Raw genomic sequence first — 19,798 nt, 5'->3', positions numbered from 1 at the left:
CGAAAGCTGAAATGACGCTTTCGATTCGGGCCTTCCAATGCATTTCGGGGCAGTTCGAGCCGGCTCCGCTTTTATTTTAATATCACATATTTCTTCTGTATTGTCCACCTACTTCGTAGAGTGCGTTGGTTATTTGGCCTAGGCTTGCTACTTTTACGGTTTCCATTAGTTCTTTGAAGATGTTATCGCCCTTTTTGGCTGTTTCTTTTAGTTTTTCAAGTGCAATAGCTGTTTCTTCTTTATATTGTTGTTGGAATTTACGTAAATTTTCAATTTGGGTGTTTTTTTGTTCTTTCGTTGCGCGCGCTATTTCCATACTATTAATGGTCTCTTGTGATGGCGGATTCGGATTTAAATACGTATTCACACCAACAATTGGTAGTTCCCCTGAATGTTTTAAAGATTCATAGTACATGGATTCTTCTTGAATTTTACCACGTTGATATTGTGTTTCCATGGCACCGAGAACGCCGCCTCTATCATTCATACGGTCAAATTCTGTAAGTACTGCTTCTTCTACGAGATCTGTTAGTTCTTCAATAATAAACGAACCTTGTAAAGGATTTTCGTTTTTAGTCAATCCGTGTTCTTTTGTAATAATCATTTGAATAGCCATTGCTCTTCGAACAGATTCTTCGGTTGGCGTTGTAATAGCTTCATCATATGCGTTAGTATGCAGTGAATTACAATTATCATGTAAAGCCATCAAAGCTTGTAGTGTCGTGCGAATATCATTAAAGTCAATTTCTTGTGCATGCAGACTTCTTCCGGAAGTTTGGACATGATACTTTAACTTTTGGCTTCTCTCATTTGCATCATATAAATCGCGCATTGCGACAGCCCAAATTCGACGTGCAACACGACCAATAACGCTATATTCTGGATCAAGACCATTTGAAAAGAAGAACGAAAGATTTGGTGCGAAATCATCTATATTCATACCTCTACTCAAATAATACTCCACATATGTGAAACCATTTGCCAAGGTAAAAGCAAGTTGTGAAATTGGATTAGCTCCTGCCTCTGCAATATGATATCCAGAAATAGATACTGAATAGTAATTTCGCACTTTTTCATCAATAAAGAATTGTTGAATATCACCCATCATTCGAAGAGCAAATTCAGTTGAGAAAATACACGTATTTTGTCCTTGATCTTCTTTAAGAATATCAGCTTGTACAGTGCCTCGAACAATATTTAATGTTGTTGCTCTTGTTTTGATAAACTCTTCTACAGTTAAATTCCGTCCAAGTTCTTTTTCACGTCTTTTTACTTGTTGATCAATAGCTGTATTCATGAACATCGCCAAAATAATAGGGGCTGGTCCATTAATCGTCATAGAAACAGATGTAGATGGTGCACAAAGATCAAATCCTTCATAAAGTTTCTTCATATCATCTAAAGTACACACATTAACACCAGATTCACCAATTTTCCCATAAATATCAGGACGCTCATCAGGATCTTCACCATATAGTGTTACAGAATCGAATGCAGTTGATAAACGTTTTGCAACATCATCTTTTGATAAATAATGAAAACGACGATTTGTCTGTTCTGGTGTACCCTCCCCAGCAAATTGACGTTTCGGATCTTCTCCTTGTCTTTTAAATGGGAATACACCTGCGGTATACGGGAATGCTCCTGGTACATTTTCTGCATAAACCCAGCGAAGAATTTCACCATAGTCTACGAATTTCGGTAAAACAACTTTTGGAATTTTAAGGCCTGATAAACTAGTCGTTTTTAATAGTGTACGAATTTCTTTATCACGAACTTTCGTAACAAGTTCATCACCTTGATAACTTTCTTTTAACGTATTCCAATTTTTCAATATTTGTTTTGATTCTAAAGAGAGTTGGTTTTCCACATCTTCGATTAGCAGTTGTAAGGACTGAACAAGGGCGTCTTCTGGTGCTTTCTCTTGAACTTGTTTTAATGTACCTTCTAGTTGGAAGAGCTTTCTAGCTATTTCTACTTGTTGTTCCGATTTTTTGTGATAACCTCTAACCGTGTCACTTATTTCTCTTAAATAGTACCTACGATCATTTGGGATTATTACATTTTGCTTTTGTGTTTTGACAAATTGTTCATAGGACGTTCTCCAAGTATAACCAAATTTCTTATTAATAGTATGAATTAATGCCGCAAATAAAGAATTTGTGCCTTTATCGTTAAATTGGCTAGCAATTGTGCCGTAAACCGGCATTTCATCTAAATTTTGCTCCCATAATTCATGACTTCGTTGATATTGTTTTTGTACTTGTCGAAGTGCATCTTCAGATCCTTTTCTCTCGAATTTATTGATGACAATTATATCTGCGAAGTCAATCATGTCTATTTTCTCTAGTTGTGTTGGCGCTCCAAACTCACTAGTCATCACATACATAGATAGGTCTGATATATTTGTTATTGCTGCATCTCCTTGTCCTATCCCGCTTGTTTCTACAACAATAAGGTCAAATCCAGCTACTTTTATAATATCTAGGACATCACCAATTGCTGCTGATAATTCGGTATGTGAGTTACGTGTCGCTAAACTTCTCATATATACACGATTGTTGAAAATTGCATTCATCCGAATTCTATCTCCTAATAAAGCGCCACCTGTCTTTTGTTTTGTTGGATCAATCGATACGATGGCAATCTTCTTATCTGGAAACTCATGTAAGAAACGACGGATGAGTTCATCTGTCAACGAACTCTTCCCTGCTCCACCTGTTCCTGTAATCCCTAGTACAGGTGTATTTTTGGATTGTTCTCTTGCATTTCGTAACAACTCTTCAACATCAGGATGTTGCCCCTCTTCAACCGCCGTAATAAGTTGTGCAAGAATTTCAGGACTTTCCGTTGAAACCCTATAAAGTTTTTCTAATAGATCACTCTGTACTGTCGAAAAGTCACTTTTTTCAATCATCTTATTGATCATGCCTTGTAGTCCTAGAGCTAGACCATCTTCCGGCGAAAATAGATTTTTTATACCATAATCATGAAGTTCTTTAATCTCCCTTGGTAATATAACGCCACCGCCACCGCCAAATATCCCGATATGAGGTGCCCCTTTTTCTTTTAAAAGATCATACATATATTTAAAATACTCCATATGCCCCCCTTGATAAGAAGATACAGCGATTCCTTGAGCATCCTCTTGTATAGCGGCATTTACTACTTCTTCCACAGAGCGATTATGCCCAAGATGTATTACTTCAACCCCACTCGATTGAAGAATACGTCTCATGATATTAACAGACGCATCATGGCCGTCAAAAAGGCTGGATGCTGTCACAAATCGAACATGATGTTGCGGCTTATATACTTCCAACTTCGTTGTCATTATAATGTCCCCCTTTGTACATGAACAATTTCTATAGATAGAAAATGCAAGGCGAGAAATCACAATCACTTCTGTTTGTGTTTTTCTGCCTTGCACTTCTGAAACGTATATAGTGAAGTGTATACCAACAAAAATATACGACTATCTTAAAATTCCGTTTAGTAAAATCTTCGTTTGCATTTGAATGTAGTCTTCTATTTTCAAGTTCTTCCGCCAAGCCCATCGGCGAAAAGCCCATGCTTGCCCTTGTAAGACTATTTGGTGTGCGAGAAGTTTAATCTCTGTTAATGGCATATGAAGTTCTCCCTTTTTCTCACAACCAATTAACAAATTTTTAAAATGGCCAACCATCTCAATTTCTTTCGATAAGACATACTCCAACGCATCTTTTGGCAAAGACTTTGATTCTTGATACATAACAAGCATTTCATCTTGCATGTCATCTACAAGATGATAATATTGATCAATCGCATAGATTAGTCCTTCCAGAGTTGCTTCTTGCTTCTCTATAGGCTCTAATCTTTTTCGGACTTCTAGATAGATATTATCGCAAACTAGATACAATATATCTTCTTTTGTACGAATATATTCATAGAGTGTGCCAATACTGAAACCCGCTTCTTTCGCAATTTCCCTCGTTGTGGTTCGATGAAACCCTTTTTCTTTAAAAAGACGAACTGCTGCAAGTATCATTTCTGTTCTTCTTTTTTCTATTAAACTTTCATCTTTTATGGAGGTTTGGATTAGTCTTTTTCTTTCTTTGACCATAATTATTTTAAAAGCATACGAGAGATTACGAGACGTTGTATTTCTTGTGTGCCCTCGTAAATTTGAGTGATTTTTGCATCACGCATAAAGCGTTCCACTGGGTATTCTTTTGTATAACCATAGCCTCCATATACTTGAACAGCTTCAGTCGTTACTTTCATCGCTGTATCACCAGCCATTAGTTTAGCCATTGCAGATTGTTTGCCATATGGCAGATTATTCGATTCTAGCCAAGCAGCTTGATAAGTTAGTAATCTTGAAGCTTCTGTAGCCGTCGCCATATCTGCTAATTTAAATGATATCCCTTGGTTTGCAGAAATTGGTTTACCAAATTGAACTCGTTCTTTCGAATAAGCTACAGCTGCATCTAGTGCTCCTTGAGCAATACCAACCGCTTGCGCTGCAATTCCATTTCGACCACCATCTAAAGTTTTCATGGCAATTTTGAAACCTTCTCCCTCTGCACCGAGTAAATTTTCTTTTGGTACACGACAGTTATCGAAAATGATTTCTGTTGTAGGTGATGAACGTATCCCCATTTTCTTTTCTTTTTTCCCTACTGAAAAGCCTTCAAAATCGGCTTCCACGATAAATGCCGATGTGCTGTTTTTAATTTCTGGATCTGTTACTGCAAATACTACATAAATATCTGCGATTCCACCATTAGTGATGAAAATTTTAGAGCCATTCAACACGTAATGATCGCCGTCTAATTTTGCTGTTGTTTTCATACCACCAGCGTCTGAACCTGAACCTGGCTCTGTTAAACCATAAGCACCAATTTTTTTACCTTCAGCCATCGGGCGTAAATATTTTTGTTTTTGTTCTTCTGTTCCAAATTTATAAACAGGCCAGCCTGCAAGAGATGTATGCGCTGATAGTGTTACTGCTGTAGAGCCACAAACGCGTGCTAATTCTTCAATTGCAATAACATAAGCTAAATAATCAGAACCAATCCCACCATATTCTTCAGGCCAAGGAATTCCTGTTAAGCCTAGTTCAGCCATTTGGTCAAAAATAGCACGATCGAATGTTTCGTTTTCATCACGTTCTGCTGCAGTTGGAGCAACTTCATTTATTGCAAAATCTCTAACCATTTTTCGAATCATTTCGTGTTCTTCTGATAGTGTAAAGTTCATTATTTATATCCCCTTTGTTTTAAATTTTTATATAAATAATATTTGTTAGTTACTATGAGCATAGTAAGTTACAAATCTTTATAAACTTCTTGAAATAACTATTCTTTGAATCTCACTCGTGCCTTCGTAAATTTCTGTTACTTTTGCGTCTCGGAAATACCGTTCTACTGGATAATCTTCGGTATATCCATAGCCTCCGAATATTTGAATGGCTTCTGTAGTGACTTCAACTGCTGTTTTTGATGCAAAAAGTTTTGCCATAGAAGCTTCTTTTCGGCAAGATTCCCCCATAGCCTGTAAATTAGCTGCTCTATAAACTAGTAATCTCGCAGCTTCAATAGAGGTTGCCATATCCGCTAATTTAAATGAAATCCCTTGATTTGCAAGAATTGGCTTACCAAATTGGTTTCGTTCTGATGCATATTGAGTTGCTGCTTCTAAAGCAGCTTCTGCGATTCCTAAACTTTGTGCAGCTATCCCTATACGTCCTATATCTAAATTCGCCATTGCAATTTGGAATCCTTTTCCTTCTTCTCCAAGTAGGTTTTCTACTGGGACTTTCATCTGTTCAAATGTAAGTTGTACAGTTCTTGAACCATGTAATCCCATTTTTCTTTCATCTTTTCCTATGATAAGACCTGGTGTACCCTTTTCAACGATAAATGCTGATATTCCCCTTGGCCCTTTAGAAGGATTTGTTGTTGCAAAAACGATGTAGACATCTGCCTCACCACCATTTGTGATAAAAACTTTGGAACCGTTTAGTTCATAATAATCGCCTGATTTAACTGCCTTAGTTTTTAAGGAGCCAGCATCTGATCCTGATGAAGGTTCTGTTAAGCAAAAGGCTCCTAAATATTCTCCAGAAGCTAATTTGGGAACGAAGCGTTGTTTTTGTTGTTCATTTCCAAAATAGAGTATTGGATTGGTTCCGACCGATGTATGCACAGACAAAATCACCCCGATGACTGCACTTACTTTTGCTATTTCATTGATAGCGATAATATAGGATGTAAAATCCATTTCAGAACCGCCATATTTTGCTGGTGTTGTAATCCCCATAAGCCCTAGCTGTCCCATCTCCGCTAGGATATCACGTGGGAACCCCCCATCTTCCATATATTTCACTTGTGGTGCAATAACATTCTTTGCAAAATCCCGAACCATATCGCGCATCATCATTTGTTCTTCTGTGAACTGTAGATCCATGATGTTCTCCCCTTTATCATGCATGTAGGACAGTATAAGCAAAAGGCTATTTCTTTCTGAAATGGAGCTTTATTTTAAACGAGTGACAACACTATTTATCTATAAATCCCATCTTTCAGTAGAAATGATTTTACTAATTCTCTAATTCATAATCATAAAAGCCTCTACCTGTTTTCCTTCCTAGCCATCCTGCCTTTACGTATTTCCGTAATAATGGGCAAGGACGATATTTGCTATCTCCGAATCCTTCATATAGTGTTTCCATAATGTAAAGGCAAGTATCAAGTCCTATAAAATCTGCTAAAGTTAACGGACCCATCGGATGATTCATACCAAGTTTCATCACATCATCTATTGCTTCTTTTGATGCAACGCCTTCATACAATGTGTAGATGGCTTCATTGATCATTGGCATAAGAACGCGATTGGCAACAAAACCTGGAAAGTCATTTACTTCAACAGGGACCTTTTCAAATTTCTTCGTTAACTGCTCAATCTCTGTATATACTTCATCTGATGTAGCTAACCCTCGAATGATTTCTACAAGTTTCATCACTGGAACTGGATTCATAAAGTGCATGCCGATGACTTGTTCAGGACGTTTTGTTACGGCTGCAATTTCCGTAATGGGTAATGATGACGTATTGGATGCAAGAATCGTATGCGGAGGAGTAATTTCATCTAGTTGTTTAAAAATAGATTGCTTGACTTTCATATTTTCAACGGCTGCTTCTATAACAAGATCGACACCACTTGCATCTTCAAGAGATAAAGATTTGTCAATTCTTTTTAAAACCGCTTCTTTTTCAGTTTCTGTCATACGACCTTTTACAACATTCCGAGAAAGGTTTTGTGTGATTGTGCGAATCCCTTTTTCGAAAGATTCTTCACTAATATCATTTAGTTTTACCGCTAATCCCGCTTGAGCACAGACTTGAGCAATACCTGAACCCATTTGACCTGCACCAATTACCATAACTTGTTGAATAGTCATTTTTTTACCCCTCCTTGTATTGGAACTTCAATCATGATTGCATCGCCTTGACCGCCACCTGAACAAATTGCGGCAATTCCAATGCCACCACCTCGACGTTTTAACTCATAAGCTAACGTTAAAATAATTCTTGCCCCCGAAGCGCCAATCGGATGGCCTAATGCTACAGCTCCACCATTAACATTTACTTTTTCTAAGTCCAGTCCTGCGATTTGACTACTTGCAAGAGCAACGACCGCAAATGCTTCATTGATTTCAAACAAATCAATATCTTCTACCGTTTTACCTGTCTTTTCTAAAATTTTGTTGATGACGAGTCCTGGTGTTTGTGGGAAATCATTTGGCTCTACCCCTACTTCTGCATGACCGATAATATACGCGAGCGGTGATAGTTGATGTTCTTCTGCATATTGTTCGCTTGTAACAACAATTGCACATGCTCCATCATTAACACCTGGGGCATTTCCAGCAGTAATTGTCCCATCCTGACTGAATGCTGATTTCAATTTTGATAGTGCTTCAATTGATGTATCTTTTCGTGGAGCCTCATCTGTATTTACTATCACATCATCGCCTTTTCTTTGAGGGATTGTTACAGATGCAATTTCTTCACTAAATTTTCCTTCTTCAATTGCAGCAATTGCCTTTTGATGACTGCGAATCGCCCATTCATCCTGTGTTTTTCTTGAAACTGCGAATTTCTCTGCAGTTTCATCACCATATGTGCCCATATGAACATGTTTGGCATGAAATGCACACGAAAGACCATCATAAACCATACCGTCGACTAGTGTTGCGTCTCCCATTCGCAAGCCAAATCGCCCTTTTGGTAATAGATAAGGGGCATTAGACATCGATTCCATCCCACCAGCTACAATGACTTGTTCCTCCCCAAGTCTAATAAGTTGATCTGCAAGAGTGACACTTCGTAACCCAGATGCACATACTTTGTTAATCGTCTCTGTTTTGACAGAGTAAGGAATACCCGCTTTTGTAGCCGCTTGTCTTGAAGGTATTTGCCCTTGTCCTGCCTGTAAAACTGTTCCCATGATGACTTCATCTACTTGCTCCGTTCCTATGTTAGAACGCTTTAATGCTTCTTTTATCGCCACACTACCTAGATCACTGGCAGATAAACTGCTAAGTTTTCCGCCTAGTTTTCCAAAGGCTGTTCGTGCTCCATCAATAATTACCGCCTTTTGCAAGTTGGACACCCCTTTAAATTGTCATTGGATACGCTTACATAGATTATTTATAGAAAGCGAGTGCTCAAATACTCATGGTGACTGAACGCTCGCTCAACAAAACTTTTGAAAAAAAGAGAGGGCACTTGCTCTCTCTTTTTCACTTGTAAATATTGTATAAAAGTATTAATTATTATGCAATACCCTATTTTTTTCTGTTTATTGTACCGTTTCTTCTTCCGCATCTTGTGAAACTTGTACTTCTCCACATACAGATTTCTCTAATAACTCTGCAATGTCATATGTTCCTATTTGTTCTTCTACTTCTTTCGCTTTTGTTCCATCTGATAACATTGTTAAGCAATAAGGGCATCCTGAAGATATGATTGTAGGATTTACTGCTAATGCTTGCTCTGTACGAGCTACATTAATACGGTTTCCTACATGTTCTTCCATCCACATTAACCCCCCGCCAGCTCCACAGCACATTGCAGTATCACGATTACGTTCCATCTCAACTAGTTTAACTCCTGGAATTGATTTTAAAATCTCACGAGGAGCATCGTAGACATCATTGTATCTTCCTAAGTAACAAGAATCATGGAATGTAATGGTCTCATTTACTTCATACTGAGGTTTTAAACGTCCTTGTTGAACTAGATCATACAATAATTCTGTATGGTGATATACCTCTCCACTCCATCCAAAGTCACTATACTCATTTTTGAAAATATTATATGCATGTGGATCAATCGTTACAATTTTTGTTACGCCAGCTTTTTCAAACTCTTTAATATTTGCCTCTGCAAGTTCTTGGAATAAAAACTCGTTTCCTAAACGGCGAGGCGTATCACCAGAGTTCTTTTCTTTATTGCCTAAAATCGCAAATTTCACACCTGCCTCGTTCAACAAATGTGCAAATGCTAGCGCAATTTTTTGTGAACGATTATCAAAAGATCCCATAGAGCCAACCCAGAAGAGGTATTCAATTTCCTCACCTGCTTTTGAAGCTTCTTTTACAGTTGGAATTCGCACATCTGGTCGTGCATCTCTCCAATTTTCCTTTTCTTTACGATTAATCCCCCAAGGATTTCCTTGACGTTCGATGTTTGTCATTGCACGTTGCGCATCTGGATTTACACGTCCTTCTGTCATTGTTAAATAACGACGAAGATCAATAATTTTCTCTACATGCTCATTCATCACAGGACATTGGTCTTCACAGTTACGACAAGTAGTACAAGCCCAAATCTCTTCTTCTGTAATAACATCTCCAATTAGTGAAGGACTATAAACATCTTCAATAATTGCCCCTTCTGCCCCTGCAGCAAGTGCTAATTTGTTTCCTTGTGTGTTTTTAAAGAACATTTTCGGTACCCAAGGCTGTTGATGTGTTTGTACAGCCCCAGTAAACGTTAAATGATCTCGAAGTTTTGTCATTAAATCCATTGGTGATAACATTTTGCCTGTTCCACTCGCAGGACACATATTCGTACAACGACCACACTCTACGCACGCATAGAGATCAATTAGTTGAAGTTGTGTGAAATCTTCAATCTTACCAACGCCAAAGGATGGTACTTCTTCGGATTCTTCATCTTCGCTTTCTAATGCTTCAAAATCGATTGGTGTCAGTTTTCCAACTGATGATAGACGATTAAAGTAAACGTTTACAGGGCCAGCGATTAAGTGTGCATGCTTAGATTGTGGAACATATACTAGGAACGTTAAAAGAATCAGTAGATGAATCCACCACATGATAAAGAATACTGTTATAGCAGCAACAGGCGGTAAGAAACCAAATGCTGTGCCAATTATAGATGCAACAGGTTCTGACCAAGTTGCTTCTTCATCATGCCAAATCATTCCCATACCATTGCCTACAAGTACAGAAACCATTAAACCTCCGATAAAGATAAGAACAAGCCCAGACTTCAAGCCACGTTTTAGGCGTACAAGTTTTTCAATATACCGTCGATAAAATGCCCATACTACAGCAACCAAAATTACTAATGTTACAATTTCCTGGAAGAATGTAAAGTAAGGATACAATGGTCCAAGCGGTAGATGTGACCCCGGTTTTAGACCTTTCCAGATAAAATCAATCGCGCCAAACTGAACTAATATAAATCCATAAAAGAACATTACATGGATGGCACCACTCTTTTTATCCTTCAATAACTTCTTTTGTCCAAAAACATACACCCAAATTTTCTGTAACCTTGCTTTGACATCATTATCAAACTCAACTTTTTTCCCCATCTTGATAAATTGATAACGTGTCTTCACTAAATACGTGAATAATCCTAATGCATAAGCTACTACAGCTAAAAATAAAATCCAATTAATAATTAATAGTACGTTCATTTCTTTCCCCCCTCTTAGCTGCTTCTTTCCCTTTGTTTTGATCATTGGTATTTTCTTAGAAAATACTTTTGTTGCTATCATTGTAAAATATGAATGAGCATTCAGTCAATCTGTTTTCTAATAAAAACATAATATTTTCTCTAAAAACATTAATATTTCTGTTTAGAAAAAATATTAAAAGTTGCTTTAAAATTCTATTAATTTAATATATTCAACTGATATATTATTATAACCATTTTAAATATATTTCTTGGTAAAATTTTTAAAATTGCTTTTGAGTTTAAAAATGTACATTCATACAAACACACTTAATGTTGAGTAACTGCATAAATACACGTATCAGTTACACGTTTTCCATCTGCTGATAAATCTTCATTCTTTAAAATACCTTCTAATGTAAAATGGAGTCTTTCAGGAATTGCACGACTTTTTATATTTTCACTTTCACAACGAATTTCAATACGTTTAAAACGTAAAGTATGTATCCCTAATTTAGTAATAGCATCAACAGCTTCTGTCATATAACCATTTCCAACATATTTGCTATTTGCCCAATATCCAATTTCACATTTAGGAATATCCCAATCGATAGACTGAAGGCTTGTTACCCCAACAAATTCTCCTGTTTCTTTAGTAAATATGAGAAAACGAAAACTCTCATTTTTTAAAAATTTATCATGAGCGCTTTCTAAATTAAGTTCTGTTTCTTCTTGCAAAGGAAGTGTTTGGACAAATGGTAACCACGGTTTCAATTCTTGAATGGATTCTCTGATTGCTAAATTCATTACTTTTCCGTCATTGCGTTGTGGAATTCTTAATAATAATCGATCTGTATAAATATGTGTTGGTACTTCTGATAAAATTTTTGTCATATATCACAACACCTTCCTACCTTTTCCTAATATTATTCTAGAGAGATTTAACAAATTCCTTTTTAATCGTGATTTTCCCTTTTTACTAAAACAGTTGGGCCGAAAGAACTTTAGCTAATGAAAAATCCGAACTATAATGTGGAATTTTAAATTTCACATATGTCCGGACTTTCATTTTATTATTATTTTGTTAATCCAATTCTTAATCAAGAATTTGTACAAAAGGCACGAACTTTTAATATATATTTGTTCGTAACATTCAGTTTTGTGTTCAATAGACGAATAACACCATGGAAAAATTTACAAGATATCAAATGATTTCTATTGTTTTTAGTAATTCTCCAAATAGATTTTGGGCTTGTTGAATTTTTTCTTTGTATATTCCAATTAGAACAACTGTTGAGGGGCCTGCAGATGCTTGTATATCCCATTCACATTTAAATGATCTATCTCCAAGTAAAACTCTGATTTCTTTTGCAATACCTTTTGACCCTACTGGCCAAATACGTTCAATCAATTTCTGTTGCATGGCTCTATAAATCATTGTTAGATTAGCTATCTTTTCTGGTTCTGCTACAACTTGATCTCCAACCAAAGGTTTACCATACGTAAACCATTGAAGATCTGTTGCAGAAGGGAGTTCTTTAACGAAATTTCCTATTATCGTTATTCCAATGCATGATTGTAATGTTTTTATATTGGTCTCTGTGCTCCCAGTAATTTTTGGGGTTTCTATTCCGATTTCATCAAATAACCTTTGTATGCCTGCTACATATCGATTCCAAGCTTCTTCTCCACTAAAATTATGTAAAATGATTGCTTCTGGTTCAGCGCCGGCTGCCCATTGTTCGAGTAATGTGACACGCCCAGAAAAATAACTTGTCATATCATCTGGGACGTTCACTACATCTTGTTCCTTTTGACCAATTGCACCTGAATTATCAGTTGTTACGATCAAACCCTTCGATAAGGATAGTGCATTTCTCATTATTCATGTGCCCCTCTTCTGACAATGACTTTTGAAAGTACAGGCATACAAATAGCTACTATTACTAAATTTACTATAGTAGCAATGAAAATCCCTGGCGTTACAGCATAGAACATCTTCGGAGAGATTAACCAATAAAATGGTAATGGTGATAAAATGCCATTAGCGATTATCGCATATCCCCACTTTAAAATTGGATAATTCAATTGATGTAATTTTGCGAATCCCCATACAACAAGATACATCTCTACTGCTATTAATAGATGGAAAGGTCCCATTTGAAACCCTCCGATGCCTGCCGAAACGATATGACCAATTGCCGCAGCAATTCCTGCTAAAGGGGGTGGTAAAAAGACTGCACCTAAAAAAGCCGGAGCAGAATCCAGTGCAGCTGAGGTGACTCCTACAGGAATCTTAATCATTGCACCTACTGCACACAACGCTGATACCATTGCTGTTAGTGTTAATATCTTTAATTTCATACTGCACACCTAGTCCTTTTCTTTTTTTCTACCGCCGTTTCTGAATACTTTTGCACTGCGAATATATTCAATATCTGATACATTTAAACGTGCATTTACAACACGAGCTGCAGCAAATAAATAATCCGATAAACGATTTAAATAACGTTGGACTACTGTTGGGACATCCCCTTCTTCTGCGTTTTTCAATAATGTGACTGTTTGGCGTTCTGCTCTTCTTGCAATGGTACGAGCAATATGCAATGTTGCAGCAGCGGGTGATCCTCCAGGTAAGATAAACTTCTCAAGTAAAGGTGGTTCATCCATTAATAGATCAATTCGTTTTTCCATTACTTCAATTGGCTCATCTGTCATTTTATAATGGCGGTCTTTCATGACATTTGCTAAATCGCCACCACAATCAAATAACTCATTTTGAATATTTTCTAAGTCTTGTAAGATGTCTTTGAATATTTCTTTATCTAATTCTGTCACAGCTTTACCTATAAATGAGTTAAGTTCGTCGATTGTGCCATAGGCTTCTACTCGGAAGTCGTCTTTGTCTACTCTGCCGCCAATAATACTTGTTTTCCCTTTGTCACCTGTACGTGTGTATAAATTCATCTTTCTTCCTTCTTTCCTTTTATATTTGGATATCTATAATTACTTTTCAATAGAAATCTACTTTTCCCTTTTCTCATTAATAGGAATTTACTTTATCTCTTCAGCTATCCCATACCAAATTCTTGTGACGTGGTCACTTATAGCAAATAATTGTTGATATAATCTTCCAAGAGTGTCCCTTAATTGTCGGTCTTGTTGTTCGATTGGTACGATACCTCTTCCCATTTCTGTTGCAATGATAATCACCTGATGTTGCTTTTCTAATAACTGTAGCTGTTCAACAATTTGAATTGCTAGTGTTACTTCATCCTCCTCAAGAAATGGTTTAATCACTTCCTCAAGTTTGGATACTACTACCGTGTGGCTAGTTGGGGTTTTCGGAAGTTGCCCTACATACCATTCGACATCTTCAATCCCTCGTTCCTTTAACCAACGTCTTACATATTCATGCTTTCCGTTATAGGCACCACCGATAAAAGTGTGCATCGTTTCCCCTCCTTAAACGCTTCTGACGTGTCCCATTGAAGCTTGAATAATTCATCATGTGATACATGCCAATCCCAAAAGTTACTAGGTTCAGGAGACAATCGAACAAGTAATGCCCGAATTGTTCCACCATGTAAAATAAGAGGATACTCACGAAGGTTTTTTGGTAATCTTCTAAAAGCATCTATACAACGATTGGTCACTTCTATTAAAGTTTCACCAGCTGGAGGTGCTATATGATTAGGATTGTCAATCCACTTTCGATACAGAGGACATTCTTTTAAGTCATCATACGTTTTCCCTTCAAACTCGCCAAAGTTACTTTCTCTAAACCCAATATCTCCGTAATATGTAGCATTAGGAAAATAGCTTTTTGCCGTTTGCTCACAGCGCTTCAAATCACTACCAAAAACCACTTTACACTTCTTATTTACAACAGGTAAATTCTGATTTGGTAAAATGTCTTCATCTGCCCAGCCCAAATAACGATGCTCAATATTGCTTTTTGTTCTTGCATGACGCATTAAGTAAATAGTAATAGAACAATCCATAATACTCCCTCCATACCTTCGATAAATGCACCTAGCAAATCGCCAGAGCTCCCACGGAAATTACGAATTGTCCACCATTTATAAAAGAATGCAGTAACGATTACTATTAGAAGTAAGATAATTAACTGCCATTGACCACTTAACCAGAACAATAACGTAGTCCCAATAATCGTCGAAATGATTGTACTTATTAGCCAATATTTAAGATTCAGATGTTGTTTAAAGAAAAACCCTAACCCTTTTTCCTTTGAACTTTTGGTCTGAATAAAATACACCGACATCCCTAGACGAGAATAGAATGGTACAGCTATTAACCAGATCCAATTAAAATCTTGTTGTCCTACTAATTCTGAAAGGAAAAAGATTTTTGTTAACACTAAAAAAACTAAAGACATTGCACCAAAAGCACCTATACGTGGATCGTCCAATATCTCTATACGCTTATCTATATCACGATATGAAAAATAAGCGTCACCCATATCTACAAAGCCATCTAAGTGTAATCCCCCTGTCCAAATCACATAGCCAAACACAAGGAGAAAACCTGTAAGTATTGAGCTTAAATCGGTATATGTTTGGAGCAAGTAAAATATAGCTGTCATCACAGCACCCATAATCGCTCCAAGCCATGGTAAAAAGGAGAACATGGCAGTAATTGTTTTCTTTGTTAATGGTAATTCTTTATTAATCGGTACTACTGTAAAAAACTGAAATGCTAGTAGTATCCCATTTAAGACCGTTTTCATCGCAACATCCTCCTCTACTTCCATCTATGTGCATAGCCGTATTCCATCTCAATCGCGATTGTTGCCTGCTGTACAAACCATTGATGAAGTTGTCCTAAATATTTTTGAAATAACTTAACTTCAGTAAATTTAGATATAGGCTCATCTAATACTTCGTTAGAAACAATTACAAGAGGAATTTGCATTGCGCGTAATGTAAGAATGGTCTTTTTCATTTCAGCGATTCGTTCAGTAAGTTTTAAAGGCTGTTGCCAATTACAAATACCTGTTTCAAATCCTTCATAAAATTCGTTCGTCAGCCATGTTGTAACACAATCCCAAAGTACAACATCTCCTTTTTGGATCATTAAAAGAAGTTGCTGTAAATTTGTTGGTTGTTCCACTGTAACCCAATTTTGTTTTTGCTTTTTTCGATCTAGCTTATGTCGAGCTATCCGTTTTTTCATCTCATCATCAAATGCGACTCCAGTAGCTACGTAAATGAGTCTTTGTGCTTGATATGCTTTAGCTAATGATTGTAGTTGCTGCTCTGCAAAAGCACTTTTGCCACTTCTCACACCACCAGTGATGAAAATTAGTTCCGTTTCAGCCATAAAGTCATCTCCTTTTGCAATGACTTCATAGATTTTTCATCTTTCATCCCTACTCGAAACCATTCGCCATTCATTCCCTTAAAGTTTTCTGTATGTCGAAGTACCATACCTTTCTCTAACATCGCATGGAAAAATGCTTTGGATTGTTGCGGTTTGGGTAATTGAAAACAGATATAATTCGTAATACTTTTCGTTGTCTTGCACCCAGATTGATGCAAGAATGCCGTAAAAAGTTCCCTACATTTTTGTGCGTATTGAATAGACTGATTTCGAAATTCAGTTTCTTCTAAACAAGATGCACCAATCTCAGCGGCCAACCCATTAATATGCCAGTGTGAAGCTTTTCTTTGTAATGTTTGAATCATTTCGGGTGCTGCAATCATATATCCTAATCGAACACCAGCTATTGCATACATCTTCGTCATCGACCTGACAATCATAATATGTGGATGTTCATTTATATAAGGAATCATTGACGCTTCTTCGCCAATCCAATCGATAAAGGCTTCATCCAACACAATATGACAATTGGCCTTTTCCCCCTCATCAATCAGTAGTTGCAGCTCTTCTCTCGGTGGCAACACACCTGTAGGATTGTTGGGTGTACAAAGATATAAAATATCAGCTTGTTGCATGTCTTTAATAATTTGAACAATCGGTAACTTCCAAGTTGTTATGTCATCGACCTCGATATGAACCATTTCAACATGATTAGCTGCCAAAGTTGCTTCATATTCAGAAAATGTTGGATGAATAATGATAGCCCTTTTGCGTTGAAATATGGTTGCCACTAATGAGAATATCTCTGCAGCTCCGTTTCCCAATAACACTTGTTCCTCATCAACATTATGAAACTTTGCTATAGCAGCCAAAAAAGGTTGTCCTTGTGGATCTGGATAACGTGAAATTAGTGGAAATAAGTCATCCCACTTTTCTCGAATGAAAGATGGTGGTCCAGCAGGATTTACATTTTCACTAAAATCAATCATTTCCATAGGTTTTTTTATGGATAATTGTTCATATAAACGATGTGGATTAGCGCCATGATTAGGTAATGACAATATAAATTCCTCCTATTACTACACCTATTAGCCAAAACCAAGTTGTCACTGTGTGCATTTGTTCAATTGCTAGTTTAATATGTTTTGGTGCAAGTTCTGTTTCTGGTTCTCCCATTTTTGCTCGTTCAGAAATAATTCCTTTATAACGATTTGTTCCGCCTAGTTGAATACCAAGTTGATAGGCTGTTGCTGCTTCTAAAAATCCACTATTAGGACTTGGATGTTGTTTAGCATCTCTTAACCATCCTTTAAGACGATATGAAAATGAATGCAAAGACTCTTTTTTTGTCCCGATTAACATAAGAAATCCAGTTATTCTGCTCGGTATGTAATTAAAAACATCATCTGTATGTGCAGCAACATATCCGAAATCTCCATATTCTTCATTCTTATAAGCAACCATTGAGTCAAGTGTATTGACAGCCTTGTACATCCAGGCTCCTGTTGCACCAAATAGGAATGCCCAGAATAACGGAGCTGTAACGCCATCGCTTGTATTTTCAGATACCGTTTCTACTACACCCCTCGTCACTTCTGGTACAGATAACTTTTCAGTGTCTCGACCGACAATCCATGAAAGCTTTACGCGTGCTTCTTTTAAGTCTCCTCCAACGAGTGGCGTATAAACGTCCATCGCAGCTTGTTGGAGACTCTTTTGTGCTAGAGCTACGGCAATCATTATGCCTTCCACTAATATGCCGAAGATCGTTCCCACCGTATAAGCAGCAATAACAATGGCGTAGCTTACAACAGTTGATATTCCAACAACTATCATAACAAGAAGTAATCCTTTTAACTTTCGAAATTTGCCCTTATTCAAGTGAATAGTAAGCCATTGAATTAGATTACCTATCCATCTTACAGGATGCGGCATTTTGGGCGGATCACCGATAAAACGATCTAGTACTACCCCAAGCGTACAGGCGATTAAATGTGCCAGCATCTTACAACACCCCTTTTGCACGTTTATAGTCTTGTAGTGCAATGCGAGTTGTTTCAAATACCCCACGGCCAATTAGTTTACCTATCCCTGTAATAGTTCCTGCATATTCAAAAAAGGGACCGTTTTGTGTAGCAGCAATAAGAACACTATCTGTAGATGTGCCGGTTGCAGTTGTATTAGATATATTATCTTGAATATTCTCTACTGCTAATGCCTTTACTTTCGCTTCTGTTGCAGTAATCATTGCTTGCATAAAGGACTCATCTGTTAAAGTGCCATTGACGAACACCCATGTATTAATCGTCCCAACATGAGTTGTTTCAACACGTTTATAAGCTTGTGAAACATCTACTGCGTTCCCTACACCTGCTGTAACCGCTACTACAATACTGCCTACTTGAGACGAATACTCCCTGATTACGACGTGTTTTGATGCAACTGCAGTCATCATGGCTACTGTATTAGATGGTGAAAAGCCGTGTTTTTCAAGATACTGTTTTAGTTCTTCATGCGCATTCTCACACATATAATTCTTATCAACTGAACGATTGATAAATGATTGAAACCATCCAAAACCTGCGTTATGAACAGCTGAAGAAATTGTTTTTAACGGAAACATTGTTTGTAACTCCACAAATTCATCTTTAACCTTTATTTGCTTTGATGTGATGGTCATTGATGCTTGCCCTTCTTCTTGAAAATCAGGGATTAACGTTACCTGTGGCTTCGGCATCACAGGGTGTGGATAGCTTGAAACTTTTGTATGGTAGACCTCCATCACATGCTTCTCTTTTAATACTTCATGTGGTTCACCAATAGAGCTAATTTGTCCATTTTCAAGTAAAATCAATTGATCACAATATAGTGAAGCTAAATTCATATCATGAAAAATCGAAATCACCGTTAAATCATGATACACAACCTCATGTCGAATCATATCCATCAGTTTCCGTTGATGTTCGATATCTAAATGATTAGTTGGTTCATCTAATAGTAGTAAATCGGCTTGCTGCGCTAAAGCTTGTGCAACAAACGCCCTTTGTTGCTCCCCACCGGAAAGAAAATCCAATTGTTGATCTGTGTATTGTGTAATCCCTGTTTGATCCATTGCAGTAGCAACTGCCTCTTCATCATCTTTTGACCATGTTTGAAACCAACTATTTTGATGAGGATAACGACCAATTGATACAGTCTCACGAACTGAATGTGAGAAGGCATGTGCATGTAACTGAGGTAAAACAGCCATTTTGCGTGCTAATTCTTTCGTTGAATAGTCTTTACGATTCTTTCCATCAATCAGAACTGAACCACTTGTTTCAGCAAGTATTCCACTAATTACTTTTATAAGTGTAGATTTCCCGCTTCCATTAGGGCCTAAAATGCCAACAAATTGCCCTTTTTCTACTTTAAATGAAATATCCTTTATAATAGGTTTTTTAGGATCATATCCACCACTAAGTTGTTTTACATTAAGCATT

18 protein-coding genes are annotated in these 19,798 nt (G+C 37.1%); all 18 read right to left on the bottom strand.

Features of this window, described 5'->3' with window-relative positions; all coding sequences use genetic code 11:
- Positions 1-82 precede the first annotated feature (82 nt).
- The 18 genes from icmF to Q0977_RS06045 all read right to left on the bottom strand — a co-directional run bounded on the left by icmF (position 83) and on the right by Q0977_RS06045 (position 19,797).
- Positions 83-3,334, bottom strand: coding sequence for a fused isobutyryl-CoA mutase/GTPase IcmF (gene icmF / locus Q0977_RS06130; protein WP_299511456.1), 3,252 nt, complete (start codon positions 3,332-3,334; stop codon positions 83-85).
- Positions 3,335-3,475: 141 nt separating this feature from the next.
- Complete coding sequence (locus tag Q0977_RS06125; protein ID WP_119414076.1) at positions 3,476-4,102, bottom strand: TetR/AcrR family transcriptional regulator; 627 nt, start codon at positions 4,100-4,102, stop codon at positions 3,476-3,478.
- Positions 4,103-4,104: 2 nt separating this feature from the next.
- A complete protein-coding gene (locus Q0977_RS06120) occupies positions 4,105-5,241 on the bottom strand; it encodes an acyl-CoA dehydrogenase (RefSeq protein WP_119414075.1) in 1,137 nt (378 codons plus the stop codon).
- A gap of 78 nt (positions 5,242-5,319) precedes the next feature.
- A complete protein-coding gene (locus Q0977_RS06115; RefSeq protein ID WP_119414074.1) occupies positions 5,320-6,450 on the bottom strand; it encodes an acyl-CoA dehydrogenase in 1,131 nt (376 codons plus the stop codon).
- Positions 6,451-6,583: 133 nt separating this feature from the next.
- Positions 6,584-7,444, bottom strand: a complete 861-nt coding sequence (locus tag Q0977_RS06110) for a 3-hydroxybutyryl-CoA dehydrogenase (protein ID WP_119414073.1) — start codon at positions 7,442-7,444, stop codon at positions 6,584-6,586.
- The gene (locus Q0977_RS06105; protein ID WP_299511447.1) at positions 7,441-8,649 is read right to left on the bottom strand and encodes an acetyl-CoA C-acetyltransferase; all 1,209 of its coding nucleotides are present in this window, start codon (positions 8,647-8,649) and stop codon (positions 7,441-7,443) included. The genes Q0977_RS06110 and Q0977_RS06105 overlap by 4 nt, the downstream gene beginning before the upstream one ends.
- A gap of 198 nt (positions 8,650-8,847) precedes the next feature.
- On the bottom strand, positions 8,848-10,995 hold the full coding sequence (locus Q0977_RS06100; RefSeq protein ID WP_299511445.1) for a (Fe-S)-binding protein: 2,148 nt from the start codon (positions 10,993-10,995) through the stop codon (positions 8,848-8,850).
- A gap of 308 nt (positions 10,996-11,303) precedes the next feature.
- Positions 11,304-11,867: a GNAT family N-acetyltransferase gene (locus tag Q0977_RS06095; protein WP_119414070.1), complete on the bottom strand. Its 564-nt coding sequence runs from the start codon at positions 11,865-11,867 to the stop codon at positions 11,304-11,306.
- Between the two features lie 310 nt (positions 11,868-12,177).
- Positions 12,178-12,855, bottom strand: a complete 678-nt coding sequence (locus Q0977_RS06090) for an alpha-ribazole-5-phosphate synthase (protein WP_299511440.1) — start codon at positions 12,853-12,855, stop codon at positions 12,178-12,180.
- Entirely contained in the window at positions 12,855-13,337 is a 483-nt protein-coding gene (locus Q0977_RS06085; protein WP_299511438.1) for an ECF transporter S component, read from the bottom strand. Before Q0977_RS06085 ends, Q0977_RS06090 begins: the two co-directional genes overlap by 1 nt.
- Before the next feature lie 9 nt (positions 13,338-13,346).
- On the bottom strand, positions 13,347-13,940 hold the full coding sequence (locus Q0977_RS06080; protein ID WP_119414068.1) for a cob(I)yrinic acid a,c-diamide adenosyltransferase: 594 nt from the start codon (positions 13,938-13,940) through the stop codon (positions 13,347-13,349).
- An 87-nt stretch (positions 13,941-14,027) separates the two neighbouring features.
- The gene (locus tag Q0977_RS06075) at positions 14,028-14,426 is read right to left on the bottom strand and encodes a bifunctional adenosylcobinamide kinase/adenosylcobinamide-phosphate guanylyltransferase (protein ID WP_299511432.1); all 399 of its coding nucleotides are present in this window, start codon (positions 14,424-14,426) and stop codon (positions 14,028-14,030) included.
- A complete protein-coding gene (locus Q0977_RS06070) occupies positions 14,378-14,977 on the bottom strand; it encodes a histidine phosphatase family protein (RefSeq protein WP_299511429.1) in 600 nt (199 codons plus the stop codon). Before Q0977_RS06070 ends, Q0977_RS06075 begins: the two co-directional genes overlap by 49 nt.
- Positions 14,950-15,723, bottom strand: a complete 774-nt coding sequence (cobS, locus tag Q0977_RS06065; RefSeq protein WP_299511426.1) for an adenosylcobinamide-GDP ribazoletransferase — start codon at positions 15,721-15,723, stop codon at positions 14,950-14,952. The genes Q0977_RS06070 and cobS overlap by 28 nt, the downstream gene beginning before the upstream one ends.
- Positions 15,724-15,737: 14 nt before the next feature.
- The gene (locus Q0977_RS06060) at positions 15,738-16,316 is read right to left on the bottom strand and encodes a bifunctional adenosylcobinamide kinase/adenosylcobinamide-phosphate guanylyltransferase (protein ID WP_299511423.1); all 579 of its coding nucleotides are present in this window, start codon (positions 16,314-16,316) and stop codon (positions 15,738-15,740) included.
- Positions 16,298-17,377, bottom strand: a complete 1,080-nt coding sequence (locus Q0977_RS06055; RefSeq protein WP_299511421.1) for a histidinol-phosphate transaminase — start codon at positions 17,375-17,377, stop codon at positions 16,298-16,300. The genes Q0977_RS06060 and Q0977_RS06055 overlap by 19 nt, the downstream gene beginning before the upstream one ends.
- Positions 17,364-18,320: an adenosylcobinamide-phosphate synthase CbiB gene (gene cbiB, locus Q0977_RS06050; protein ID WP_119414058.1), complete on the bottom strand. Its 957-nt coding sequence runs from the start codon at positions 18,318-18,320 to the stop codon at positions 17,364-17,366. The genes Q0977_RS06055 and cbiB overlap by 14 nt, the downstream gene beginning before the upstream one ends.
- A 1-nt stretch (position 18,321) precedes the next feature.
- Positions 18,322-19,797, bottom strand: a complete 1,476-nt coding sequence (locus tag Q0977_RS06045; protein ID WP_119414057.1) for an adenosylcobinamide amidohydrolase — start codon at positions 19,795-19,797, stop codon at positions 18,322-18,324.
- Position 19,798: the final 1 nt, after the last annotated feature.

This window comes from uncultured Rummeliibacillus sp., from assembly GCF_934216135.1.
In the GTDB taxonomy this organism is placed as follows: Bacteria; Bacillota; Bacilli; order Bacillales_A; family Planococcaceae; genus Rummeliibacillus.
This window is presented reverse-complemented; position numbering and strand designations above follow the sequence as displayed.

Excerpts from the sequence above, each read along its gene's own strand:
- icmF (WP_299511456.1), bottom strand. The coding sequence starts at position 3,334 with ATGACAACGAAGTTGGAAGTATATAAGCCGCAACATCATGTTCGATTT.
- Q0977_RS06125 (WP_119414076.1), bottom strand. The coding sequence starts at position 4,102 with ATGGTCAAAGAAAGAAAAAGACTAATCCAAACCTCCATAAAAGATGAA.
- Q0977_RS06120 (WP_119414075.1), bottom strand. The coding sequence starts at position 5,241 with ATGAACTTTACACTATCAGAAGAACACGAAATGATTCGAAAAATGGTT.
- Q0977_RS06115 (WP_119414074.1), bottom strand. The coding sequence starts at position 6,450 with ATGGATCTACAGTTCACAGAAGAACAAATGATGATGCGCGATATGGTT.
- Q0977_RS06110 (WP_119414073.1), bottom strand. The coding sequence starts at position 7,444 with ATGACTATTCAACAAGTTATGGTAATTGGTGCAGGTCAAATGGGTTCA.
- Q0977_RS06100 (WP_299511445.1), bottom strand. The coding sequence starts at position 10,995 with ATGAACGTACTATTAATTATTAATTGGATTTTATTTTTAGCTGTAGTA.
- Q0977_RS06095 (WP_119414070.1), bottom strand. The coding sequence starts at position 11,867 with ATGACAAAAATTTTATCAGAAGTACCAACACATATTTATACAGATCGA.
- Q0977_RS06090 (WP_299511440.1), bottom strand. The coding sequence starts at position 12,855 with ATGAGAAATGCACTATCCTTATCGAAGGGTTTGATCGTAACAACTGAT.
- Q0977_RS06085 (WP_299511438.1), bottom strand. The coding sequence starts at position 13,337 with ATGAAATTAAAGATATTAACACTAACAGCAATGGTATCAGCGTTGTGT.
- Q0977_RS06080 (WP_119414068.1), bottom strand. The coding sequence starts at position 13,940 with ATGAATTTATACACACGTACAGGTGACAAAGGGAAAACAAGTATTATT.
- Q0977_RS06075 (WP_299511432.1), bottom strand. The coding sequence starts at position 14,426 with ATGCACACTTTTATCGGTGGTGCCTATAACGGAAAGCATGAATATGTA.
- Q0977_RS06070 (WP_299511429.1), bottom strand. The coding sequence starts at position 14,977 with ATGGATTGTTCTATTACTATTTACTTAATGCGTCATGCAAGAACAAAA.
- cobS (WP_299511426.1), bottom strand. The coding sequence starts at position 15,723 with ATGAAAACGGTCTTAAATGGGATACTACTAGCATTTCAGTTTTTTACA.
- Q0977_RS06060 (WP_299511423.1), bottom strand. The coding sequence starts at position 16,316 with ATGGCTGAAACGGAACTAATTTTCATCACTGGTGGTGTGAGAAGTGGC.
- cbiB (WP_119414058.1), bottom strand. The coding sequence starts at position 18,320 with ATGCTGGCACATTTAATCGCCTGTACGCTTGGGGTAGTACTAGATCGT.
- Q0977_RS06045 (WP_119414057.1), bottom strand. The coding sequence starts at position 19,797 with ATGCTTAATGTAAAACAACTTAGTGGTGGATATGATCCTAAAAAACCT.